Annotated in this window: 21 protein-coding genes and 1 pseudogene; 7 read left to right on the top strand and 15 right to left on the bottom strand. The window is 72.8% G+C overall.

Going from position 1 to position 23,719, the window contains the following annotated elements:
• Positions 1-77: 77 nt before the first annotated feature.
• The 14 genes from GLX25_RS04605 to GLX25_RS04540 form a co-directional block, all read right to left on the bottom strand.
• Positions 78-1,502: an FAD-dependent oxidoreductase gene (locus GLX25_RS04605; protein ID WP_155841057.1), complete on the bottom strand. Its 1,425-nt coding sequence runs from the start codon at positions 1,500-1,502 to the stop codon at positions 78-80.
• 55 nt (positions 1,503-1,557) lie between these two features.
• Positions 1,558-2,439, bottom strand: coding sequence for a uroporphyrinogen-III C-methyltransferase (gene cobA, locus GLX25_RS04600; protein ID WP_155841055.1), 882 nt, complete (start codon positions 2,437-2,439; stop codon positions 1,558-1,560).
• Positions 2,436-3,524, bottom strand: coding sequence for an ABC transporter permease (locus GLX25_RS04595; protein WP_155841053.1), 1,089 nt, complete (start codon positions 3,522-3,524; stop codon positions 2,436-2,438). The genes cobA and GLX25_RS04595 overlap by 4 nt, the downstream gene beginning before the upstream one ends.
• On the bottom strand, positions 3,514-4,263 hold the full coding sequence (locus GLX25_RS04590) for an ABC transporter ATP-binding protein (RefSeq protein ID WP_155841051.1): 750 nt from the start codon (positions 4,261-4,263) through the stop codon (positions 3,514-3,516). Before GLX25_RS04590 ends, GLX25_RS04595 begins: the two co-directional genes overlap by 11 nt.
• A complete protein-coding gene (locus GLX25_RS04585) occupies positions 4,260-5,366 on the bottom strand; it encodes an ABC transporter substrate-binding protein (RefSeq protein ID WP_166548439.1) in 1,107 nt (368 codons plus the stop codon). Before GLX25_RS04585 ends, GLX25_RS04590 begins: the two co-directional genes overlap by 4 nt.
• Positions 5,363-6,793, bottom strand: a complete 1,431-nt coding sequence (locus tag GLX25_RS04580) for a sulfate adenylyltransferase subunit 1 (protein WP_155841049.1) — start codon at positions 6,791-6,793, stop codon at positions 5,363-5,365. Before GLX25_RS04580 ends, GLX25_RS04585 begins: the two co-directional genes overlap by 4 nt.
• Positions 6,793-7,992 (bottom strand): sulfate adenylyltransferase subunit CysD, encoded by a 1,200-nt coding sequence (gene cysD, locus GLX25_RS04575; protein ID WP_240898144.1) that lies wholly within the window; start codon positions 7,990-7,992, stop codon positions 6,793-6,795. The genes GLX25_RS04580 and cysD overlap by 1 nt, the downstream gene beginning before the upstream one ends.
• Positions 7,989-8,837 carry a phosphoadenylyl-sulfate reductase gene (locus GLX25_RS04570; RefSeq protein ID WP_155841047.1) on the bottom strand — a complete coding sequence of 283 codons (849 nt, stop codon included), beginning with the start codon at positions 8,835-8,837 and terminating at the stop codon, positions 7,989-7,991. Before GLX25_RS04570 ends, cysD begins: the two co-directional genes overlap by 4 nt.
• Entirely contained in the window at positions 8,834-10,513 is a 1,680-nt protein-coding gene (locus GLX25_RS04565) for a nitrite/sulfite reductase (RefSeq protein WP_166548447.1), read from the bottom strand. Before GLX25_RS04565 ends, GLX25_RS04570 begins: the two co-directional genes overlap by 4 nt.
• A gap of 469 nt (positions 10,514-10,982) precedes the next feature.
• Entirely contained in the window at positions 10,983-11,738 is a 756-nt protein-coding gene (locus GLX25_RS04560) for a sirohydrochlorin chelatase (protein ID WP_155841045.1), read from the bottom strand.
• A gap of 187 nt (positions 11,739-11,925) precedes the next feature.
• Positions 11,926-13,839, bottom strand: coding sequence for a vWA domain-containing protein (locus tag GLX25_RS04555; RefSeq protein ID WP_155841043.1), 1,914 nt, complete (start codon positions 13,837-13,839; stop codon positions 11,926-11,928).
• Between the two features lie 95 nt (positions 13,840-13,934).
• A complete protein-coding gene (locus tag GLX25_RS04550; RefSeq protein ID WP_155841041.1) occupies positions 13,935-14,489 on the bottom strand; it encodes a hypothetical protein in 555 nt (184 codons plus the stop codon).
• A gap of 129 nt (positions 14,490-14,618) precedes the next feature.
• Complete coding sequence (locus GLX25_RS04545) at positions 14,619-15,410, bottom strand: PDC sensor domain-containing protein (RefSeq protein ID WP_155841039.1); 792 nt, start codon at positions 15,408-15,410, stop codon at positions 14,619-14,621.
• Positions 15,407-16,195: a FadR/GntR family transcriptional regulator gene (locus tag GLX25_RS04540; protein ID WP_155841037.1), complete on the bottom strand. Its 789-nt coding sequence runs from the start codon at positions 16,193-16,195 to the stop codon at positions 15,407-15,409. The genes GLX25_RS04545 and GLX25_RS04540 overlap by 4 nt, the downstream gene beginning before the upstream one ends.
• A 151-nt stretch (positions 16,196-16,346) precedes the next feature.
• On the opposite strand from GLX25_RS04540, the gene GLX25_RS04535 reads away from it, so the two are divergent.
• The 6 genes and pseudogenes from GLX25_RS04535 to ubiG form a co-directional block, all read left to right on the top strand.
• A complete protein-coding gene (locus tag GLX25_RS04535) occupies positions 16,347-17,396 on the top strand; it encodes an ABC transporter ATP-binding protein (RefSeq protein ID WP_155841035.1) in 1,050 nt (349 codons plus the stop codon).
• 96 nt (positions 17,397-17,492) lie between these two features.
• Positions 17,493-18,680 carry an ABC transporter substrate-binding protein gene (locus GLX25_RS04530; RefSeq protein ID WP_155841033.1) on the top strand — a complete coding sequence of 396 codons (1,188 nt, stop codon included), beginning with the start codon at positions 17,493-17,495 and terminating at the stop codon, positions 18,678-18,680.
• 85 nt (positions 18,681-18,765) lie between these two features.
• Positions 18,766-19,755, top strand: coding sequence for an ABC transporter permease (locus GLX25_RS04525; protein WP_240898143.1), 990 nt, complete (start codon positions 18,766-18,768; stop codon positions 19,753-19,755).
• A gap of 10 nt (positions 19,756-19,765) precedes the next feature.
• Positions 19,766-20,566: an ABC transporter permease gene (locus GLX25_RS04520; RefSeq protein ID WP_155841031.1), complete on the top strand. Its 801-nt coding sequence runs from the start codon at positions 19,766-19,768 to the stop codon at positions 20,564-20,566.
• 115 nt (positions 20,567-20,681) lie between these two features.
• Positions 20,682-21,284: a nucleoside deaminase gene (locus GLX25_RS04515; protein ID WP_155841029.1), complete on the top strand. Its 603-nt coding sequence runs from the start codon at positions 20,682-20,684 to the stop codon at positions 21,282-21,284.
• Between the two features lie 84 nt (positions 21,285-21,368).
• Positions 21,369-22,082: pseudogene (gene ubiG, locus GLX25_RS19305) on the top strand (bifunctional 2-polyprenyl-6-hydroxyphenol methylase/3-demethylubiquinol 3-O-methyltransferase UbiG); the annotation flags it as partial.
• A 44-nt stretch (positions 22,083-22,126) separates the two neighbouring features.
• On the opposite strand, the gene GLX25_RS04505 reads toward ubiG, so the two are convergent.
• On the bottom strand, positions 22,127-22,915 hold the full coding sequence (locus GLX25_RS04505; RefSeq protein ID WP_155841027.1) for a MarR family winged helix-turn-helix transcriptional regulator: 789 nt from the start codon (positions 22,913-22,915) through the stop codon (positions 22,127-22,129).
• A gap of 219 nt (positions 22,916-23,134) precedes the next feature.
• Between GLX25_RS04505 and GLX25_RS04500 the strand changes: the two genes are divergently transcribed.
• Positions 23,135-23,719 carry a MarR family winged helix-turn-helix transcriptional regulator gene (locus GLX25_RS04500; RefSeq protein ID WP_155841025.1) on the top strand — a complete coding sequence of 195 codons (585 nt, stop codon included), beginning with the start codon at positions 23,135-23,137 and terminating at the stop codon, positions 23,717-23,719.

The raw sequence follows: 23,719 nt of genomic DNA, 5'->3' as shown, positions 1-23,719 counted from the left end.
CAGGACGTCCGGCCTGGATCGGTCCTGTGAATCGCGGGTTCTCCTGCGAACCGCGAGGGCGGTGGGCGGCCGCCGCCTCAGCCGGCGACGAGCGCGCCGTCGCGCGAGAGGTCGACCTGCTCGTCGCGCGGCACGACCTTCACGCGCTCGCGCGCGACCGGACCCTCGAACGCCTCGCCGAGCGAGCGCTCGTGCGCGTCGAGGGCGAGCCATCCGGCCCAGGTCGTGAAGCGGATGCCTCGGGCCTCGAGCAGCTCGAGCACCTCGTCTCCGTCGGCCGCCTCGACGACCGGTGCGACGCCGGGCGCGGCGAGCACGCCGGCCTGCGCGTCGGCCACGAGGTTCGTGACCGTCTCGAGCGCGTCGCCCTTGGTGTGGCCGATGAGCCCGACGGGGCCGCGCTTGATCCAGCCCGTCGCGTAGACGCCGGCGACGGGGGCGCCGGAGGCATCCGTCACCCGCCCGCCCTGGTTCGGGATCACGCGGGCCGACCCGTCGAACGGCACGCCGTCGATCGGCGAGCTCGCGTAGCCGACCGCGCGGTACACGGCCTGCACGGGCACGTCGACGAACTCGCCCGTGCCCGCGACCGAGCCGTCGCCGACCGGGCGGGTGCGCTCGAAGCGCACGGCCTCCACGGCGTCGGTGCCGAGCACCTCGACGGGTGAGTGGAAGAAGTGCAGGTGCAGGCGACGCGACGCGGTGTACGGCCGGTCGTCGGCGCGGCGCCATCCGTTGAGGGTGCGCGTCATGACTTTGACCTGGTTGTTCGTCGCGAGCAGGTGCGCGGCATGCTCGTCGCCCTCGGCGCGCGCGAAGTCGTCGTCGTACACGACGATGTCGACGTCGGGCACCTCGCCGAGCTCGCGCAGCTCGATGGGCGTGAACTTCACCTGCGACGGGCCGCGGCGTCCGAACACGTGCACGTCGGTCACGGGCGAGGCGAGGAGGCCCGCGTGGACGTTCGCGGGGATGTCGGTCGACAGCAGGTCGGCCGGATGCTTCGCCAGCACGCGCGCGACGTCGAGCGCGACGTTGCCGTTGCCGATAACCGCGATCGACTCCGCCTCGAGCGGCCAGTCGCGCGGCACGTCGGGGTGGCCGTCGTACCAGGCGACGAGGTCGGCCGCGCCGTACGAGCCGGGCAGGTCGATGCCGGGGATGTCGAGCGGGGCGTCCTTCAGCGCGCCCGTCGCGAAGATCACGGCGTCGTAGCGCTCGCGCAGCTCGTCGACCGTGACGTCCCGGCCCACCTCGACGTTGCCGATGAGGCGGATCGTGCCCTCGTCGAGCATCTCGTGCAGCGAGTTGACGATGCCCTTGATGCGCGGGTGGTCGGGCGCGACGCCGTAGCGGATCAGGCCGTACGGCGCGGGCAGCGATTCGAACAGGTCGATCGCGACCTCGCCGCCGGCCTCGTCGACCTGGCGGCGCAGGATGTTGCCCGCGTAGATGCCGGCGGGGCCGGCGCCGACGATCGCGACACGGAGGTTGAGGGTCATGAGGGCATGGCCTTTCGGGGAGTACGGAGAAGGTCGGGACAGGGTGGACGGCGGGTCAGTCGAGGGCCGGGGGCGCCGTGAGGGCGGATGCCGCGAGCTCGGCGGGCGCGTACGGACTCAGCCGCACCACGTCGCCGACCACCACGACCGCGGGCGACCGCACGCCCCGCACCGCCGCCTGGTGGGCGATCGTGCCGAGCGTGCCGATCGTCACTCGTTGGCGAGGGCCGTATCCATCCTCCACGATCGCGACGGGGCAGTCGGCACCGCGCTCGCCGCGGGCGAGCGTGATGGCCGAGTTCGCGAGCGTGCCGACGCCCATGAGCAGCACTACGGTGTGGTCGCGCGTGCCGCCGAGCGACTGGATCTGGTCGTGGCCGGTCACGACCGTGAACGTCGTCGCCAGCCCGCGGTGCGTGAGCGGGATGCCGGCGATCGCGGGCACCGACACCGCGCTCGTGATGCCGGGCACGACCTCGACGTCCACGCCGCCCTCGCGGCAGTACGCGAGCTCCTCGCCGCCGCGGCCGAACACGTACGGGTCGCCGCCCTTGAGGCGCACGACGCGCTTGCCGTCGCGGGCGAGCGTGACGAGCAGCTCGTTGATCGCGTCCTGCGGCACGGCGTGGTGGCCGGGCAGTTTGCCCACGTCGACGACCTCGGCGCGAAGCTCGACGCCCTCGGCGGCGAGGCCGTCGAGCACCGAGCGGGCGCCGAGCCGGTCGGCGACGATCACGTCGGCGGCCTCGAGCGCGCGGAGCCCGCGGATGGTGAGCAGCCCGGGCTCGCCGGGGCCCGCGCCCACGAGTGCGACGTGGCCCTTCCGGTCGTCTCCGGTGGTCGAGTAGCGAGCGTCAGCGAGCGTATCGAGACCTCGCGTGGGGGCCTCGATACGCGCCTCCGGCGCTACTCGACCACCGGGGATGTTCTCGGTCATGGGGTTCCTCCAGTGAGTCCGCGGCGGCGCAGCATCCCGCGCTCGACCGGGGCGAAGACGAGCAACTCGATCACGACGCCGATGGCGAGGATCACGAGGATGGTGCCGAGCACGCTCGCGAGGTCGGCGAGGTCGCGGCCCTGCTGCAGCAGCGAGCCGACGCCGAAGCCGATCGATCCGCCGAACGCGATGATCTCGGCCGCCATGAGCGAGCGCCACGAGAACGCCCACCCCTGCTTGAGCCCGGCGAGGTAGCCGGGCAGCGCCGCAGGCAGCACGACGGATGCCGCGAGCTCGAGCCGCGACGCGCCGAGCACCGTGCCGACCCGGCGCAGCTGCGGCGGCACCTGCGCGACACCGGCGACGAGCCCGTTCACGATCGACGGGATCGCGCCCATGAGCACGACGAAGTACACCGTGGCATCCGACAGCCCGAACCAGAGGATCGCGGCGGGAACCCACGCGACCGACGGCAGCACCTGCAGGCCCGAGATGAGCGGGCCGAGCGCGCGCCGGAGCGGCGCCCACTCGGCGAGCAGCAGGCCGAGCGGGGTGCCGACGGCGACCGCGATGAGGAAGCCGAGGATGCCGCGCTCGAGGCTCGTCGCGACGGCGAGCTGCAGGCGTCCGTCCTCCCAGGCCTGGCCGAGCGCGGCGGCGACGTCGAGCGGGCCGGGTGCGAGGTCGGGCCGCGGCTGCGCGATGACCGTGTAGGCCTGCCAGGCCGCGACGAGCACGACGAGGAGCAGCACGGGCGGGAGCACGCCGTCGATCGCCCGGCGCCACCACGGGGTGCGGCGCTCGGCGGTCGTCTGCAGCCGGTCGAGCCCACGCAGCTCGGTGTCGAGCTGTTCCGTGGGTCGAGTAGGACCCGAAGGGCCCGTATCGAGACCCGGCGAGGGGGTCTCGATACGCTCGCTGTCGCTCTGTTCCGTGGGTCGAGTCGGACCCGAAGGGCCCGTATCGAGACCCGGCGAGGGGGTCTCGATACGCTCGCTGTCGCTCGCTACTCGACCACCGGGGTGGGGCTCGCTGTCGCTCGCTACTCGACCACCGGTCGCGGCGGGGAGGGTGTCATGCGGCATTGCGGCGGATCTCCCTTCGCAGGTGCTCGGTGATCTCGACCGAGAGCTCGGACACGGTGGGCGACTCGATGCGGCGCGGCCCGTCGTCGGCGATGCGCCACTCGTTGACGATGCGGCCCGGGCGGCTCGACATGAGCAGCACGCGCTGCCCGAGCCGCGCGGCCTCGCGCACGTTGTGCGTGACGAACACGATCGTCCGGCCGGTCTCGCGCCAGACGCGCTCGAGCTCCTCGTGCAGCAGGTCGCGCGTGATGGCGTCGAGCGCGGCGAACGGCTCGTCCATGAGCAGCACCGACCGGTCCTGAGCGAGGGCGCGCGCGAGCGCGACGCGCTGCCGCATGCCGCCGGACAGCTCGTGCGGTCGCTTGTCCGCGGCATCCGCGAGGTGCACGACGTCGAGCAGCTCGAGCGCGCGGTCGCGGCGCGCCGCCCGCGAGAGGCCGGCGTCGCCGAAGCGCAGTGCGAGCTCGACGTTGCGTCGGGCGCTGAGCCACGGCAGCAGCGACGCCTCCTGGAACATGACCGCGGCGCGGCCGTCGACCTCGATCGTGCCGGTGCTCGGCTGCTCGAGCCCGGCGATGAGGGCGAGGAGCGTCGACTTGCCGCAGCCCGACGCACCGAGCAGGCACGCGAACTCGCCCGGTGCGACGGCGAGGTCGATGCCGTCGAGCACGACCGGCCCGTCGGCGGCGTACTGCTTGCCGACGCCGGCGAGGCGGATGGCGGGTGCCGCGGTCATCGCGCACCCCCGTCGAGTCCGGCATCGTCGATCGGGTCGAGCCCGGCGCCGGCTTGGACGGCGTCGAGCGGCCCGAGGTCGAGGATGCCGGCGAGATCGCCCGCCTCCGCCGTCCCGGCCGCGACGGCGTTCCGCTGCAGCACGGGCAGCGCCGCCGCGAACGGGTCGACCGTCGGCGCGACGTGCGCGAGCGCGCGCTCGAGCACGGCGTCGGGCAGCGGCGCTCCGGCGTCGGCCGCAAGGCGAGCGTTCACGAGCGCCGGCACCTCGTCGGGGTGCGTCGAGATCCAGTCGACGGATGCCGCGTGCCCGGCGACGAGCGCAGCGACCGCGTCGGGGTGCGCCTCGAGGTACTCGGCGCGCACGACGAGCAGCGTCGTCGGGAACGCGCCGCCCGGCCAGAGCTCCGCCTCGTCGACGAGCACGTTCGCGCCCGCCTCGATGACGAGCCGCGAGGCCCAGGGCTCCGGCAGCCACGCGCCGTCGATCGCGCCGGTCGTGAAGAGCTGGAGCGTGCGGGCGTTGTCGGTCGGCACGATGTCGACGTCGCCGCCGCCGGTCGGCGAGGTCTCGAGGTCGTGGTCGGCGAGCCAGGTGCGGAGCGCGACGTCCTGCGTGTTGCCGAGTTGGGGCGTCGCGAGCGTCGCGCCCCGCAGGTCGTCGGCGTCGTCGATGCCGTCGCGCACCACGAGTGCGGCACCGCCGCCGACGGCGCCCGCGACGATCCGGAGCGAGGTGCCGCCCGACTGCACGAAGCTGTTGATCGCCGGGCTCGGACCGAGGTAGGCGGCGTCGATCGCGCCGGCGCTCAGTGCCTCGACGGCGGCCGGCCCGGCGTTGAACGCCTGCGGCTCGAGCGCGGTCGCCCCGAGCTCGTCGGCGATGGCGCCGGTCTCGAGGCCGACGAGTGCGGGCAGGTGCGTGACGTTGGCGAAGTAGCCGAGGCGGAGGGCCGCGGCATCCGTCGCCCCGGCTGCGCCCGGCCCCTCGGCCGCGGCACGGCCGACCGACCCGATCACCACGGGCACGATGACGATCGCCGCGGCGACCGCGACGCCGGCGACGAGTTCGCCGAGCTGTGCACCGAGCCCGCGGCGGGTCACGCCGGCGCCTCCACGACGATGCCGGCGGCGAGGGTCGCGCCGTCCTGCGGGTGGATGACGAGGAACGCGCCCGCACGGCGGTGCGCCGCGTACGGCTCGGCGGCGAGGTCGGCCGCGAGCTTCAGGCGGACGAGCCCGATGTCGTTCGTCGCGAGCGACGCGGTCGGCGTCGTCTCGAGCGTGTCGAGGTCGAGGCGTCCGCGGATGTCGGTGACGATCGCCTGCACGGTCGTGGTGCCGTGCTTGACGAGCACCCGGGCCCCGGTCGCGAGCGGTCGCGCGTCGAGCTGGAACACGTCAGCGTCGAGCTCGCGCCGCGGCGCGGGCAGCGAGCCGGCGGCGGCGATCACCGCGCCGCGCGCGGCGTCGACGGGGTCGGCGAGCTCGAGCGCGACCGAGAGCGGGGCGGATGCCTCGGCGAGCGCTTCGGGGCCGCGGCGGATGCCCGTGACCGTCGTCCGCACGCCGGCGGGGAACACCTCGACGGGATCGCCGACCTTCACTGTGCCCGACTCGATGCGGCCCGCGAAGGCGCGATGGTCGCGGAGCTCATCGGCCGCGGCATCCGTCACGTCCGGCGACAGCCCGCCCTGCGGGCGGATCACGAGCTGCACGGGCAGCCGCAGCGCCTCGAGGTCGGTCTCGAGCTCGTCGATCGTGCTCAGCTCCTCGAGCAGCTCGAGGAGCGACGGCCCGTCGTACCAGGGCGTGTTCGCCGAGCGCTCGACGACGTTGTCGCCCGCGAGCGCGGAGACCGGGATGACGTGCGCGTCGGGCAGGCCGAGGTCGTTCGCGAGCGCCGCGACATCCGCCGCCACCGCGTCGAAGGCGGCGCGGTCGTAGCCGACGAGGTCGATCTTGTTCACGGCGACGATCACGTGCGGCACGCGAAGCAGCTGCACGACCGCGAGGTGGCGTCGGGTCTGCTCGAGCACGCCGTTGCGCACGTCGACGAGCACGACGACCGCGTCGGCGGTCGCCGAGCCCGTGACCATGTTGCGCGTGTACTGCACGTGGCCGGGGCAGTCGGCGAGGATGAACGACCGGCGACCGGTCGTGAAGTAGCGGTAGGCGACGTCGATCGTGATGCCCTGCTCGCGCTCCGCGCGCAGCCCGTCAGTGAGCAGCGCGAAGTCGATCGCGCCCGGCTCGCCGCCGAAGCCGCGCTCCGCGCTGGTGCGGGCCACCGACTCGAGCTGATCGGCGAGGATCGCCTTCGAGTCGTGCAGCAGGCGGCCGACGAGCGTCGACTTGCCGTCGTCGACCGACCCGGCCGTCGCGAAGCGGAAGAGCGTGCCGGTCGCTGTGGGTCGAGTAGGACGCGAAGCGCCCGTATCGAGACCTTCGGTGGTCGAGTAGGACGCGTCAGCGCCCGTATCGAGACCCACGCTCGCGCTCGCCACTCGATCGCCGATGTGCTCGCTCATCAGAAGTACCCGTCCTTCTTGCGGTCCTCCATGGCCGCCTCGGAGAGGCGGTCGTCGGCGCGCGTCGCACCGCGCTCGGTGAGGGTGGATGCCGCGACCTCGCGCACGATGTCCGACAGCGTCGCGGCCTCCGAGACGACCGCCCCGGTGCAGCTGAGGTCGCCGACGGTGCGGTAGCGGACCGTGCGGCGTTCGACCGTCTCGCCCGCGCGGGGCGCGGAGACGTCGCTCACCGCGAGCCACATGCCGTCGCGCGCATACACGTCGCGCTCGTGTGCGAAGTAGAGCGGCGGCAGCGCGATGCCCTCGCGCTCGATGTAGCGCCACACGTCGAGCTCGGTCCAGTTCGAGATCGGGAACGCGCGCACGTGCTGGCCGACCGTGTGCCGCCCGTTGTAGAGGCTCCAGAGCTCGGGTCGCTGGTTGCGCGGATCCCACTGGCCGAACTCGTCCCGCAACGAGATGATGCGCTCCTTGGCGCGCGCCTTGTCCTCGTCGCGGCGCGCGCCGCCGAAGACCGCGTCGTGCCGACCGGCCGCGATGGCGTCGAGCAGCGGCTGCGTCTGCAGCGGGTTCCGGGTGCCGTCGGCACGCTCCTGCAGCCGGCCGTCGTCGAGGTAGTCCTGCACCGAGGCGACCTCGAGGCGGATGCCGAGCCGAGCGACCGTCTCGTCGCGGAACCGCAGCACCTCGGGGAAGTTGTGGCCCGTGTCGACGTGCAGCACGGGGAACGGCACCTTCGCGGGCCAGAACGCCTTGGCCGCGAGGTGCAGCACGACGACCGAGTCCTTGCCGCCGGAGAAGAGCAGCACGGGCCGCTCGAACTCGGCGACGACCTCGCGGATCACGTGGATCGCCTCCGCCTCGAGCACGTCGAGCGCGTCGAGCGTGGCGGTGGTCGAGTAGGACGCGTCAGCGCCCGTATCGAGACCTTCGGTGGTCGAGTAGGACGCGCCAGCGCCCGTATCGAGACCTTCGGTGGTCGAGTAGGACGCGCCAGCGCCCGTATCGAGGTTCTCGGTGGTCGAGTAGGACGCGCCAGCGCCCGTATCGAGACCTTGCACGCGGGCGGTCTCGATACGCGCCTCCGGTGCTACTCGACCACCGGGGATGGCCTCGCCGGCGCTCGCTACTCGACCACCGGGGATGGCCTCGCCGGCGCTCGCCACTCGACCACCGGGGATGATGCTCTCGCTCATAGGTGCAACCCGCATTCCGTCTTGGCGAGGCCGGCCCAGCGGCCGGACCTCGGGTCCTCGCCCGCGGCGACGGGCTTCGTGCACGGCTCGCAGCCGATCGAGGGGTAGCCGTGCGACATCAGGAGGTTCACGGGCACCTGGTGCACGCCCGCGTAGTCGAGGAGGTCGTCGAAGGTCCACGCCGCGACCGGATTCACCTTCACGAGCCCGTTCCGATCGTCGTACGTCACGAGCGGCGTGAGCGTGCGCGTCGGCGCCTCGTCGCGGCGGACGCCCGTGAACCACACCTCGTAGCCGCCGAGGGCCCGCTGGAGCGGCTCGACCTTGCGCCGTGCGCAGCACAGCGCGGGGTCGTGGGCGAACAGCTGGGCGCCGAACTCGGCGTCCTGCTCGGCGACGGTCTGCTCGGGCAGCACGTCGACCACGCGCACGTCGAGCTGCCGGGCGACCTCGTCGCGCGTGACGCGCGTCTCGGCGAAGTGGTAGCCGGTGTCGAGGAACAGCACGTCGACGCCGGGCAGCTGCTCGGCCACGAGGTGGGGGAGCGCGGCATCGGCCATCGAGCAGGCGACGGCTGCGGCTTCCGTCGCGAAGTTCGCCGCGACCCACGCGACGACCTCGGCGGGGGATGCCTCGTGGTCGGTCAGGCTGCCGAGCGCCGCGTTGCCGGCCTCGGCGAGGGCACGCAGTTCGTCGGGGGAACGGAAGCCCGTCGGTCGAGTAGGACGCGAAGCGCCCGCATCGAGACCGCGCACCGGGGTGGTCTCGATACGCGCCTTCGGTGCTACTCGACCACCGGGGTTCGGCGCCACTCGACCACCGGGGCCGACGTTCCGCGCGCTCATCGGAGCGACTCCTCGTCGGCGCGGTGCGCCCACTGCGCGAACGTCTCGTCGGCCGCCGCGTGGCGCTCGTCGAGGAACCGCGTCACCACGCGCGAAACGTAGTCGGCGATGCCGTCGGCCGTGACCTTGAGGCCGCGCACCGTCCGGCCGAGGCCGGCTTCGTCGCGGTCCTGCGACGCGAGGCCGCCGCCGAGGTGCACCTGGTAGCCCGGCACCTGCTCGCCGTCGATCGTGACGAGCTGGCCCTTCAGTCCGATGTCGGCGGTCTGGATGCGCGCGCACGAGTTGGGGCATCCGTTGACGTGCAGACTGATGGGGTGCGGCAGGTCGAAGGCGTCGAGCCGCTCCTCGAGGTCGAGCACGGCCGCCGTCGCGAACGCCTTCGTCTCGACGATCGCGAGCTTGCAGAACTCGATGCCCGTGCACGCGATCGTGCCCCGGCGGATGAGGCTCGGTCGCGCCTGGAGCCCGAGCTCGTCGAGGCCCGCGATGAGCGATTCGACCCGCTCCTCCGGGATGTCGAGGATGACGACCTTCTGGTGCGGCGTGGTCCGCAGGCGGGTCGAGCCGTGCGCTTCGACGAGGTCGGCGAGCTTCGTCAGCGTCGGGCCGGAAACGCGGCCGACGATCGGCGTGGCGCCGACGTAGAAGCGGCCGTCCTTCTGGCGGTGCACGCCGACGTGGTCGCCGGTCGTCACGGGCGTCGGCGCGGCCGGGCCGTCCGGAAGGGCATGCCCCAAGTACTCGGTCTCGAGCACATCGCGGAACTTCTCGGTGCCCCAGTCGGCGAGCAGGAACTTCAGGCGCGCCTTGTTGCGCAGCCGCCGGTAGCCGTAGTCGCGGAAGATCTGCGCGACGCCGTGCCAGGCGTCGGCGACGCGGTCGGGCGCCACGAAGACGCCGAGGCGCTCGGCCAGGCGCGGCGCCGTCGACAGCCCGCCGCCGACCCAGAGGTCGTAGCCGACGCCGAGCTCGGGGTGCTCGACCGCGACGAACGCGACGTCGTTGATCTCGTGCACGACGTCCTGGCTGGGGTGGCCCGTGATCGCAGACTTGAACTTGCGCGGCAGGTTCGCGAGCGACTCGTCGCCGATGAACCGGCTCGTGATCTCGTCGATCTGCGGGGTCGGGTCGATGAGCTCGTCGGCCGCGATGCCCGCGACCGGTGAGCCGAGGACGACGCGGGGCACGTCGCCGCAGGCCTCGGTCGTGCCGAGGCCGACCGCCTCGAGCCGGCTCCAGATCTCGGGCACGTCCTCGACGCGGATCCAGTGCAGCTGGACGTTCTGCCGGTCGGTCAGGTCGGCCGTGTCGCGGCCGAACTCGGTCGAGATGCCGCCGATGACGCGCAGCTGCTCGGTCGTGAGCTGCCCGCCGTCGATGCGGACGCGCAGCATGAAGTACTCGTCCTCGAGCTCGTGCGGCTCGAGGGTCGCGGTCCGGCCGCCGTCGATGCCGGGCTTGCGCTGCGTGTACAGGCCCCACCAGCGGAACCGGCCGTGCAGGTCGGTCGGGTCGATCGACGCGAAGCCGCCGTCGGCGTAGATCCGCTCGATGCGCTCGCGCACCTCGAGGCCGCCGTCGGCCTGCTTCCACTCCTCGTTCGCGTTGAGCGGGGTCGTGCCGTCGACCTTCCACTGCCCGTTCGGCTTCGCCGAGGGTCGGGGCGGGCGGATGTCGCGGGCTGGCCGATCCGCGCGCGCGGGACGCTCGGCGCGCTCGGTGCGCGGCGCGCGCGTCGCGGCATCCGTCGTCTCGATCGTCACGGTTTCCCCTCCTCGTCCGCGCCCCGTTCGGGGCACGTGCCGACGAAGGTACGGGGGTCCGGCGGATGCCGGAACCCGGGCCCGTCACGCGCGGTCACCCCGTGTCACGAGGCGTCGCACGGCGAAATATGACGTGCGGACGCGACCCCGCCTCGAGTGAGGTTCCTGCGCCGGAGTGCGGACTCGAACGTCACTCGAGCACGTCCGGCCGCCGCCCGCCCGAGTTCGATTTCTGGGATCGAGTACGGGGTCAGGCCGTACTCGATCCCAGAAATGGGCCGTGAAAGGGCACGGCCGCGGCTCGCGCGTCCGGGGCTCGGCGCCGAGTGAGGCTCCTGCGCCGGAGTGCGGTCTCGAACGTCACTCGAGCACGGAAAACTCACTTGGAGCGGGCGAGCGCCTCCGCGTATCGGTCGAGCACGACCTGCACGAGCTCGGCGGGCGCGTCGTCGGGGCGCAGCAGCGGCTCGGCGAGCACGTCGGGCGCGGAGCTCGCCGCGAGGTCCTGGAAGTACCCGGGCGCGAGCAGGTAGCTCGCGGCGGCGACCCGCGCGCCGGGCCCGTGCCCCGCGCCGGCGGCGCGCGCGGCGGCGACCGCATCGGGCAGCCGCGGCTCGGCCGCCGACAGGAACCCGATCGAGACGTCGGCGACGGATGCCTCGGCCAGCGCGTCGCGCACGCGCTCGCAGGCCTCGACGGCGCGCACGTCGCTCGAGCCCGCCACGACGAGCACGACGGGGTCGTCGTCACGAGTGCCGGCCTCGGCGAGCCGGCGCTGCAGGACCGCGATGAGCCGGTCGTCGGGACCGAGCGCATCGGCGACGACCACCACGCGACCGCCATCGCGGGCCTCCGCCGCGGCCTCGGCGAGGTCGACGTGCACGTGGTAGCCCGCCGACAGCAGCAGGGGCACGATCACCGCGGGCTCCCCGTCGGGGAGCGTGGCGAGCGCGGCCGGCACGTCGGGCTGCTCGACGTCGACGTGGCAGAGTCGCGTCTCGGACGCAGCATCCGCCCACCGCTCGGCGACCGCCGCGACCACGGCGTCGTACAGTCCGCGCACCGCGGCACGGCCCTCGGGCGACGAGGTGCCGTGCGACACGGCGACGAGCGCGGGCGGGCGGCGAGGCGTCATCCGCCCATGGTCGCACCCGGTCCCGCGCGCCGCGCGCGTGTCACGCCGCATGACGAGCGCGTGCAGTTCCGACGAGCGCGCGTGCGTACGCGAACGCGCTCGTCGGAAGCACACGCGCTCGGCGAACGGGCGAGCGAACGGGCGAGCGAGCGAACGAGCGAACGAGCGCTCCGGCGCCCGAGCCCGCTCAGAAGCTCGTGACGAGGTCGCCGAGCACCTCGTCGACCTCGGTCGGGTCGGTCGCGTCGTAATAGTGCGCGCCCGTCGCGCTCGAGATCGACTGCAGCGTCTTCACGTCGGCGTCGGCGCCGTAGGCGAGCGTGAAGACGAGCACCGGGGTCGAGTGGTGCAGCTCCTCGAGGGTGTCGAGCATCTGCTGCGACGACGTGCTCGGCGCCTCGGTCTCGTTCCGGCCGTCGCTGAGCAGCACGATCGCGTTGATGCGGTCGGGGTCCCAGTCGTCGGCCTGCCGCTTGGCGAACGTGTCGACCGCCTCGTAGAGCGGCGTCCACTCGATCGGCTCCAGCCCGCCGAGGGCCGACTCGAAGTCGTCGCGGGTGTCGGCGATGTCGGCGACCGCGCTCACCTCGCCGGGGGCGAGCGCCTGCGCGTCGACCTCGGAGAACGCCGCGAGCCCGACCTGGTCGCCGTCCGAGAAGTGGTCGAGCGACAGCTCGACCGCGTGCTTCGCGGCCTCGAGCTTCGTCTCGCCGGTCTCGATCGGGTCGCCCATGGACCCGGACACGTCGAGGAGGAAGAGCACGTTCGCGCGCTTGCGCACGTCGGGGAACGCCTCGTGCATCGCCACCACGACCTGCGGTTCGGGGAAGTCGAGGCCTGCGTCGGAGGTCTCGGCCAGTGCGCCGACCTCCTGGATCTCGGCGTCGAGCTCGCCGTTCAGGTCGCGGTACCCCGTCTCGCGGACGATCGCCTGGCCCTCCTTCGTGCCGGCGAATCGCAGGAAGTCCTCCGCGGCGGCGGCTTCGCCCTCGTCGACCCATGAGCCGGTGAGCACGACGGCCGGGTTGTCGGCGATGTAGAACCCGTCGCTCGGGTAGATGGGGACGAGCGCCTCGGCGGGCGGGTCGCTCTCGATGCGCGTGACGCCGTCGCGGCTCGTGATGCCGCGGTTGTAGTCCCACACCGACTTCTCGTCGACGATCACGGCCGAGAGGAAGTCGGCCGCCGACCCGCCGGCGTCGGCCGACTGCCGGGCGTGCCAGAGGAAGTGCTCGGGCGTGGCCATGTAGTGGCTCGTCGCCAGTTCGTGCTGCTTCACCTCGTCGGTGACCTCGTCGTCGGCGATGTCGTCGGCCGTGAGGTCGGCGACCGACCCCGCGGCCGCGCCGTACGAGGCGAGCATGGCGGCCTCGCCCGAGCTCGCGATGACCGGGCTGGTCTTGCCGAGCTTGAACTCGCCCCACTCGGGGTGGTCGAGGTCGGCCCAGACCTCGGCGTCCGCGGCGGTCTCGAAGACCTCGGCCCAGGTGGGCGGCTCCTCGCCCCAACCGATGGCGGCGGCGAGCGGCTCGGGCATGGCGAGCACGATGTCGGACGACCCGACGCTCGTCCCCTCCTCGGGCACGTTCGCTCCGCCGCCGGCCTCGCGTGCGACGCCGAGCCACGACCGGGCGTCGGGGATCCACACGACCGGCCGCTCGTCCTCGGCGGCCTCGGAGAACCCGACGGCGGCCTCCTCGGCGGCGATGCCCGACTTGTCCTTCGAGGCGACGACCGTGACGCACGAGCCGTCGACGTCGCGCGGCTCGGCGTTGTAGCCGTAGGCGAGCCGCTCGACCATCTCGGCGTTCTCGAACGACGACAGCACCGACACCGTCGTGCAGGGCTCGGCGCCGGGCTCGGCCGCGGGTTCGTCGTCGGGGAAGACGATGGGCTCGGGTTCGGGCGCCTCGCTGGGCGCCGCCGTGGTGGAGCCCTGATTGATGAGGACCATCGCGGTGACGGCGCCGCCGATGAGGAGGACGGCGGCGATGCCCGCCGCCACGGCGACCTGGATGCCACGCCGACGCCGTCGACGGCGCTCCTCGCGCAGTTGACTGCGATCGCGTCGGGCCGGCGGGTGGCTCGGTGCGTCGGTCATCGTTCCTCCAGTCGGGGGACGGCTGGGCTCGATCGTGAGCCTAGCTCAGCAGCCTGCGACCTCGCAGGGAACGTCCACACGGCCCGCGGCGCGCCTCACCCGGTGGCGTTGAGCAGGCCGATGACCACGGCCGTCCACCACGCCGCCTGCGAGACCACGGCGCTCGAGACGAAGCCGAACTTCGCACGGCCGGGCAGGCCGCGGAAGGTCGTCCGCGCGGGGAGGCGGGCGAGGTCCGAGGTCCACTTGGTGAGCGCCACCCCGTTGAGCGTCAGCACGAGCACGGCGACGAGCTTCACCTGCGTCGGCGTGGACATCAGGTCCGGTTCGAGCAGCGCGCCGCTGGCCAGCAGGCCGGTGAGCCCGGCCCAGACCGGCAGGATCATGGTGCGATCGGCCTGCCGCAGCTCGCGCACGGTGCTCCAGCCGGTGGCCCAGAGGAATGCGTGCCACTCGATCATGAGCACGGCGCCGAGCCCGACGACGAGCGACGCGAGGTGGACGAAGAGGGCGATGCCGTGCAGCCAGTCCGGCGGGGCGAGCACCGCGCTGAGCCAGACCGCGAGCGCCCAGGCGAGCGTCACCACCGCGTAGGCGACCGCCCGGCCGCGCCGCCTGCGGGCCTGCTTCTGCCTGATGGTGGTCGTCACGTCTCGAGCGCCGGCCTCTCGTCAGTCGCACGCGCTCGCGCGTGCGCCCCGTTCCGATGGCCTCACCATAGCGGGCGCGTGTTTCGGGTTCGGTCACCCCGCATCGACGCCCGGTGCGGGCGGATGCCGCTACTCGGCGACGAGCGCCAACGACGTGTCGCCGCACGGCACCACGTCGGCACCGTCCGGCAGCCGGACGGCGGCGGTCACGCGCCCCTCCGCCTCGGCCTCGCGGAGCGGGGCGAGCGCGTCGGGGAGTCCGTCCAGGCGCAGGAGCGCCCCGGTCGCCCGGTGCGGATCGGTCGAGGTCACGATGCGACCGGAGGCGTTCACGACGGTCAGGGTGCGACCGGCGTCGCGCAGTACGGGTTCGAGCACCTGCTCGAGCCGGGCGACGTACATGTCGGCGCCGACGAGCCCGACCATGTCGCCGTCGATCGTCACCGGCGTCGTGACGGTGACCGTGTAGTCGTCGGTGCAGAGGTAGTCGACGTAGGGCCCGGTCAGGTGCCGTGAGCCGGTGCGCTCGGGAACGCGCCACCACTCGAGCGTCGTGTAGTCGCGGAACGACTCGGCGTCCGGGTCGCTGACCGCATCGAGGCGACGGATGCCACGGGCAGGCACGCCGCGGAACGGGTTGCCGTCGCTCAGCCACCACGCGAGGTGCCAGGGCGCGTCGGCGAGGTAGCCCGGCGCGGCGACGAAGCCGGCGCCCGTGATGAGCGTGCCGGGGCGGTCGAGTTCGGCGGCGACGGTCGCCGCGACGGCGGGGTCGAGGTCGGCGGCCCGCGGCTCGGGTTCGGGTGCGAGCCGCGCCTCCATCCGCTGCTGCCAGCCGTCGATGAGCGCGAACACCGGGTCGATCACGTCGGCGATGCGCCGCGCGATCGCGGCCGCGCCCGTGGCGAGTGCCTGCGTCATGGCGCGCTCCCTTCCTCGTGCGCGATGGACGGTGGGAGTGCGGCTTCAAGCCGCACCTTCTCGTCGATGAGCCATTCCACCGCCGTGCCGATGCACGTCGTCGTCGCGCGGCGGGCGGATGCGGCATCCGCCGCCCGGATCGCGGCGATCACGTCGAGGCGGTGTTCCCTCGTGCGGTCACGGTACTCCTGTTCGCGCAGGCACATCCAGAGCAGGGCGCCCGTCTCGGCCTGCAGGCGCAGCTCCTCGTGCACGAGCCGGGGCGACTGGCTGATCGCGGCGACCTCGAGCTGGAAGCGGCCGACGGCGCGGCGTGCGCCGCCGGGGGTGGCGAGGTCGGCCCGGGCATCGATCTCGACGAGGCTCTGCAGGTCGTCGTCGCTCGCGCGGTCGGCGGCGACCTCGGCGGCCATGCCGGCGATGGCGGCGTAGTGCAGCGAGAGGTCGCGCAGTTCGATCCGGCTGAGCGCCCGGACGCGCTCCTCGGTGAGGCGCAGCGACAGGTCGTCGTCGTAGGTGACGAAGCTGCCGCCGTCGCGTCCGCGGCGGGTGCGCACGAGTCCCTTGTGCCGGAGCGCGACGAGCGCCTCGCGCGCGGTGACCGGGGCGACGCCGAGGAACTTGGCCAGGTCGGCCTCGCTGGGGAGTCGTTCGCCGTCGCGGAGGACGCCCGACGCGATGGCGTCGGTGAGGCGCTGCTCGACCAGTTCGGCCCGGCCCGCGCCCTCGAGGGGCGAGAAGACGACGGCGCGGGCGGCGTCGGCGCGCGCGGTGGCGTGCGGCATCCGTCCTCCTCGATCGAGCACCTGCGGACCCGCTCACCCCCCGGACTGGGGACGGTCGTCGGCGAATCCGTGATGCGACCGTAACACGAACCTCTGGACTATGACATATGGATTCATAGGATTAGGAACCACGCCATCGAAGGAGAGGCCCATGACCGACCCGCAGCCGGCCATCCGGCTCACCGGACTCACCAAGGAGTTCGGAGCCGTCACCGCCGTCGACCACGTCGATCTCGAGATCGCCGCGGGCGAGTTCTTCTCCATGCTGGGCCCGTCGGGCTCCGGCAAGACGACCGTGCTCCGCCTCATCGCCGGCTTCGAGCAGCCCACGGGCGGCACGATCGAGCTCTTCGGCGACGACGTCACCAAGCGCGCGCCGTTCGACCGCGACGTGAACACGGTCTTCCAGGACTACGCGCTGTTCCCGCACATGAGCGTGCTCGAGAACGTCGCCTACGGCCTCCGCGTGCGCGGCATCGGGCGCAGGGAGCGCATCGAGCGCGCCCGCCGGGCCCTCGCGTCGGTGCGCCTCGAGCAGATGGGCGACCGCAAGCCGTCCCAGCTCTCCGGCGGCCAGCGCCAGCGCGTCGCGCTCGCCCGTGCCACCGTCGTCCAGCCCAAGGTGCTGCTCCTCGACGAGCCGCTCGGCGCGCTCGACCTCAAGCTCCGCGAGCAGATGCAGGTCGAGCTGAAGGAGATCCAGCGCGAGCTCGGCATCACCTTCATCTTCGTCACGCACGACCAGGAGGAGGCGCTCACGCTCTCCGATCGCGTCGCCGTGTTCAACAACGGCCGCATCGAGCAGCTCGGCACGCCGGCGGAGCTGTACGAGCGCCCCGGCTCCCGCTTCGTCGCCGACTTCGTCGGCACGTCGAACCTCTTCGACGACGCGGTCTCGCGCGAGCTCCTCGGCCGCGGCGGCGTGCACTCCGTGCGCCCCGAGAAGATGGCCGTCGGGTCGGGCGAGACCGGCGCCGACGTGCGCAACGCCCCGGGCACCGTCGTCGAGACGATCTACCTCGGCAGCGGCATCCGCCTCGTCGTCGACCTCGACGCCGGCGTGCGCGTCAGCGTGCTCGAGCAGAACGACCGCAACCGGGTCCACGACGACGAGCGCGGCGATCGCGTCGTCGTCAGCTGGCACGACGACGACGTCGTCGCGCTGGGCGGGGCGGATGCCGCATCCGCGCCGGCCGCCTAGGTCTCGGGTCTCGATACGGGTCCTTCGGGCCCACTCGACCACCGGGTCCCACCGAACGCACCACCTCCACCCACCAAGAGAAACCAGGAGAGAACCATGATGCGCACCCCGCGCACGGCGCGCCGCGGCGCGACCGTCGGCCTGGCGATCGGATCGATCGCCCTGCTCACCCTGACCGCCTGCGGCACCACGTCGGGCGACTCCGCGTCGACCGACGAGACCCTCACCGAGCTCGGCGACGCCGAGGGCCAGGTCTCGATCCTCGCGTGGCCCGGCTACGTCGAGGACGGCTCCAACAGCCCGGACGTCGACTGGGTCACGCCCTTCGAGGAGGAGACGGGCTGCGAGGTCACCTCGAAGACCTACGGCACCTCCGACGAGGCCGTGAACCTCATGAAGACGGGCGAGTACGACGTGGTCGCCGCCTCGGGCGACGCGACGCTCCGCCTCATCGCCGGCGGTGACGTGGCACCCGTGAACACCGACCTCATCCCGAACTACGAGGGCATCTTCGACTTCCTCAAGGAGAAGGAGTGGAACTCGGTCGACGGGCAGAGCTACGGCGTTCCGCACGGCTACGGCGCGAACCTGCTCATGTACAACACGGAGACCTTCGCCGAGGCGCCGACCTCGTGGGACGTCGTGTTCGACAAGGCCGGTGAGAACGCCGGCAAGGTGACCGCGTACGACTCGCCGATCTACATCGCCGACGCCGCGGTCTACCTCATGGCCCACCAGCCCGAGCTCGGCATCGAGAACCCCTACGCCCTCGACGAGGAGCAGTTCCAGGCCGCGGTCGACCTGCTGAAGGTCCAGCGCGAGTCGATCGGCGAGTACTGGTCGGACTACCTCAAGGAGATCCAGGCCTTCGAGACCGGCGACTCGGTCGTCGGCACGACGTGGCAGGTCATCCAGAACGTGCTCGCGGGCTCGGGCGCGTCGACCGACGTCGTCCTCCCCGAAGAGGGCGCGACCGGCTGGTCGGACACCTGGATGGTCGCCTCCGACGCGGCGAACGTGAACTGCGCCTACATGTGGCTCGACTACATCGCCAGCCCCGAGGCCAACGCGACCGCGACCGCCTACTTCGGCGAGGCCCCGTCGAGCCAGGAAGCCTGCGAGTACCGCGAGGACTGCGAGGCCTACCACGCCGGTGACGAGGAGTACGCCTCGCAGATCTGGTACTGGACGACCCCGATCGCCGAGTGCGTCGACGGCCGCACCGACGTCGAGTGCGTCGACTACGCGCAGTGGACCGCTGCGTGGCAGGAGATCAAGGGCTGACCTGACGGCCCGCGCGGGCCGGGGAGCACGCTCCCCGGCCCGCACACCCCCGTTTCCCCCGAAGCACCACCCGACAGGAAGCAGCATGACGATGAACGCGACGGCACCGGCATCCGCTCGCGGCGCGGCATCCGACCCGCCCGAGCCCGACCGCGCCGACACGGCACCCGGTGGAGCGCCTCGCCGCGGCATTCCGAGGCCGAAGGCGACGCCGGCACGGCGCGCGTCGGTCTTCCTCACCGCGCACCCGCGGGTGCGGCTGGGGTTCCTGCTCGCGGCGCCGCTGTTCTGGCTCGGCCTCGTCTACGTCGTGGCGCTCGCCGCGCTGCTCGTCACCGCGTTCTGGTCGGTGAACAGCTTCACGGGCGAGATCACGACCGAGTGGACGCTCGACAACATCATCACGGTGCTCACCGGCTCGCTGTACCAGACGGTGACGTTCCGCACGATCGGCGTGGCGCTCCTCGTCACGATCATCGACGTGGCGCTCGCCCTGCCGATCGCGTTCTACATGGCGAAGGTCGCCTCGCCGCGCGCCCGCCGCCTCCTCGTCATCGCGGTGCTCATGCCGCTCTGGGCGAGCTACCTCGTGAAGGCCTACGCCTGGCGCTCGGTGCTCTCGCAGGACGGCATCCTCGAGTGGGTGCTCGCGCCGTTCGGCCTGCACACGCCCGGCTACGGGCTGCCCGCCACGGTCATCACGCTGTCGTACCTGTGGCTGCCGTACGTGATCCTGCCGATCTTCGCGGGGCTCGAGCGCGTGCCCGACTCGCTGCTCGAGGCATCCGCCGACCTCGGAGGCAAGACGTGGCCGACCATCCGCCACGTCGTCCTCCCCATGGCGCTGCCCGCGATCATCGCCGGCACGATCTTCAGCTTCTCGCTCTCGCTCGGCGACTACATCACGGTCAACATCGTCGGCGGCGCGAGCCAGATGCTAGGAAACCTCGTCTACACGAACGTCGGCGCGGCGAACAACCTGCCGCTCGCGGCGGCGATCGCGCTCATCCCGATCGCGATCATCTTCGGCTACCTCGCGCTCGTGCGTCGCACGGGCGCCCTCGACAACCTCTAAGGGGCGACGGATGCGACTCTCCCGACTCTCGCGCACGACGCTCGCCGTCGTCGCCGGCCTCATCCTCGTGATCGTGTACGTGCCCCTCGGCGTGGTGCTCGTGAACTCCTTCTCGACCTCGACCTCGCTGAGCTGGCCGCCGCCCGGCTTCACGCTCGAGTGGTGGCAGCGCGCCTTCCAGTCGGCGGGCGCGATGGAGGCCGTCGGCACGAGCGTGTTCGTCGCGATCATCGCCACGGCGGTCGCGCTCGTGCTCGGCACGCTCATCTCGTTCGCGCTGCAGCGGTTCGACTTCTTCGGGCGGCACACCGTGAACCTGCTCGTGATCCTGCCGATCGCGCTGCCGGGCATCATCACCGGTATCGCGCTGAACAACTTCTTCCGCACGATCATGGGCGTGCCGCTGTCGATCTGGACCGTGGTCATCGCGCACGCCACGTTCTGCATCGTGACCGTGTTCAACAACGTGATCGCGCGCCTGCGCCGCACCGGTACGAAGCTCGAGGAGGCCTCTGCCGACCTGGGCGCGGGCGTCTGGACGACGTTCCGGCTCGTGACCTTCCCGCAGTTGCGCTCGGCGCTGCTCGCGGGCGGCCTGCTCGCGTTCGCGCTGTCGTTCGACGAGATCATCGTGACCACGTTCACAGCAGGGTCGGGGGTCACGACCCTCCCGATCTTCATCCTGAACAACATGTTCCGGCCGAACCAGGCGCCGATCGTGTCGGTCATCGCGGTGGTGCTCGTGCTCGTCTCGATCATCCCGATCTGGCTGGCCCAGCGGCTCTCCGGCGACGAGCAGCAGCGGCGCTGACCGCCAGGCCACGGCATCGAGTTGCCGCCTGCGGTCGGTCTGCAGTCGGTCTCGGGCGACGGATGCCGCCGCACGTGGCATCTCGATCGGCGGCGCCGGGGTGGAGAATGGGCCCATGGATGCCACGCCGACGTCGTCCTTCTCCGCCGCGCTGCCCGAGTGGCTGGTCGCCGAACTCCCGCGGATCGCGGCCGAACCGCTCCCCGACGACGACGCGAGGATGGCGCTCGCGATCGAGCTCGCGGACCGGAACTGGCGGGAGGGCAGCGGCGGGCCGTTCGGGGCGCTCGTCGTCGACGCGGCATCCGGCGAACTGGTCTCGGCGGGGGTGAACCTGGTGCTCTCGAGCGGGTTGAGCTCGCTGCACGCCGAGGTCACGGCGCTCTCGCTCGCGCAACGCCGGCTCGGTCGATGGGACCTGGGCGCCGGAGGCGCCGAACTCGAGCTCGTCGTCAACTGGGCGACGTGCGTCATGTGCTACGGCGCGACGATGTGGTCCGGGGTGCGCCGGCTCGTCATCGCCGGCGACGGTGACGAGTGCGAGCGGCTCACCGGCTTCGACGAGGGCCCGATGCCCGCCGACTGGATGGACGAGTTCGAGCGACGCGGCATCCGCGTGCACTCGGGCGTGCGCCGCGACGAGGCGATCGGGGTGTTCCGCGCGTTCGGGGCGTCGGACGCGGTCGTCTACAACGCGCGCGGCGCGACCGAGCGGTAGGCCCGGCGCAGCCGGGGAGCGCGGCGATGGGGATCGACAACGACGTCTACGACCGGCTCGGCGCGACGTGGTGGGACGAGGACAATCCGCTCAACGTGCTGCACGGCAGCTTCACCCCAGCGCGCATGCGGTACTTCCGGACGGTCCTCGCGCGGCTGGGCGTGTCCGGCGGCCGCGTCCTCGACGTCGGCTGCGGCGCGGGGTTCCTCTCCGAGGAGTTCGCGCGGTCCGGGTTCGCGGTCGTGGGGATCGACCCGTCGCCGGTGGCGATCGCCGCCGCGCGCGCCCACGCCGGGGGCCGGCGGGCTCGCCGTCGACTACCGCCTCGGGCGGGGCGAGCAGCTGCCGCTCGCCGATGCGAGCGTCGACGTCGTGGCCTGCTGCGACGTCCTCGAGCACGTCGCCGACGTCGATCGCGTGATCGCGGAGGTGGCTCGGGTCCTCCGGCCCGGCGGCGTGTTCCTGTACGACACCATCAATCGCACCCGGCGCAGCCGGCTGCTCGTCATCCGCGCGATGCAGGAGTGGCGCTGGACGCGGATCACGGACCCCGAGATCCACGACTGGGCGATGTTCATCACCCCGGCCGAGCTCTCGGCGGCGCTGGACCGACACGGACTGGTCGCCGCCGAGACCGTCGGCCTGGCGCCCAGGGCGGGCCTGCCGTCGATGGTGCGCGACCTGCTGCGCACCCGGCGGGGGCGGATGAGCTACGGCGAACTGAGCCGGCGGCTCGACTTCGGCGAGGTCGACGACGTGCGGGTGTCGTACCTGGGGCACGCGGTCCGGGGCGGATGACACCGGCGGCCGGCCCGGACCTCGTCCGGACCGGCCGCGCGGCATCAGCGCTCGGCGGGGTGTCCGCCGCGCCCTTCGCGACGGCCGCCGTGCCCGTCGTGCACGTGGACGTCGTCGTGGCGGCGGCCGTGGCCGCGACCGTGCCGGCGCCGCTCGTGCTCGCACGCGTCGACGTCGTGACCGTGGTGGTCGTCGAACGCCGACGGATGCCGCATCGGCCCGCCGTGCGGCCCGCCGACCGCCCACGGCGGCGTGCCCCAGCGGCCGCGGCCGCGGCGCATCCAGGGCGCGGGTCCGAAGCCGGGGTCGTCGCCGAGCCGGGGGCGTCGCCGCCCGCGTCCGCGACGGGGCTCGGGCGTCGACTCGTCCCAGCCGAGCTCGCGCGCGATCGCCTCGAGCGAGGCGACGGTGGTGGCGTACTCCTCGTCGGAGACGGCCGAGCGCACGTCGTCGCGCACGGCCTGCACGCGCTCGGTGAGCCGGTCGAGCACCTCGCGCCCGGCGTCGGTCAGCGTCCAGGCGCCGGGCTCGCCGGTGACCCAGCCGCGCTCGACGAGGTCGTCGAGCTTGTGCGGACGGGTGGCGAGTCGCGCCGCGAGTCGCTCGTCGCGGACCTCGCCGGCGACGAGGTTGAGGCGGCGCCAGTCGCGCAGGCCGACGCCCTCCTCGGCGAGTGCGGCGTCGACCTCGGCGGCGATGCGCCGCTCGAGGACCTTCAGCCAGAAGCCGAGGGGGCGGATGCCGGGGGCCGGCGTCTCGGGCGCGTCGCTCGCGCCGTCGGCGTCGCCGGGCCGGTCGTGGTCGTGCTCGTCGAATTCATCGTGGGTGTTCATGGGAATCCTCTCGTGGGCGCGCGTCGGCGCGCCGGGGTGCGTGGTTCGACGCCCGCATCGGTCGGCGGGCGTGTTCGGGGTGCCGCGATCGCGGCGTCGGGGCGAGTGCCCGGACGTGGGACCGCGTGCCGGGGAGGCCGACGGTCCATGTCGCATGACATGTACATGCACTATGACATGCAATCGGATCGCATGTCAAGTGACATGTATTCTGGGGGGATGGACGAGCAGCACTCGGGTGCGGGGGACGGCGACCCCGTCGAGCGCATCGAAGCGGCGCTCGCCTCGCTCCGGCGCGGGGGCCGGCCGCAGTGGGGGGCGCCGCATGGCGAGGCCGGCGAGCACCGTCGCCACGGCGGGCCGTTCGGCGGTCCGCACGGCGGCCCCTTCGGAGGGCCGTTCGGTCGCGGCGGTCCCGGCGGCGCCCGCGGTCCGTGGGAGTTCCGCGTGGGCCCGGTCGCCCGTGCCCGCCTGCTCGCGATGCTCGACGCGGCGGACCGGCCGATGTCGGTGACCGAACTCGCCGGCGCGGTCGGCGTCGATCAACCGCGCGCGAGCCGTCTCGTGCAGGCGGCGGTCGAGGAGGGCCTCGTCGTGCGCGAGGCCGACCCCGACGACGCCCGGCGCACGCGGATCCGCCTCACCGACGACGGTCGCGCGACGGTGCATGCGGCGTCGTCGAGCCGGCGCCGCGCGATCGAGTCCGCGCTCGACGGGTTCAGCGACGAGGATCGCGAACGGTTCGCCGAACTCCTCGGCCGGTTCGCCGCGGGGCTCCGCCGAGCGCATCCGCCGCACTCGTGA

Origin of the sequence: Agromyces luteolus, from assembly GCF_009729855.1 — a bacterium.
GTDB classification, from domain to species: domain Bacteria; phylum Actinomycetota; class Actinomycetes; order Actinomycetales; family Microbacteriaceae; genus Agromyces; species Agromyces luteolus.
The sequence above is the reverse complement of the archived record's forward strand: the minus strand, read 5'-3'. Positions and strand labels throughout refer to the sequence as shown.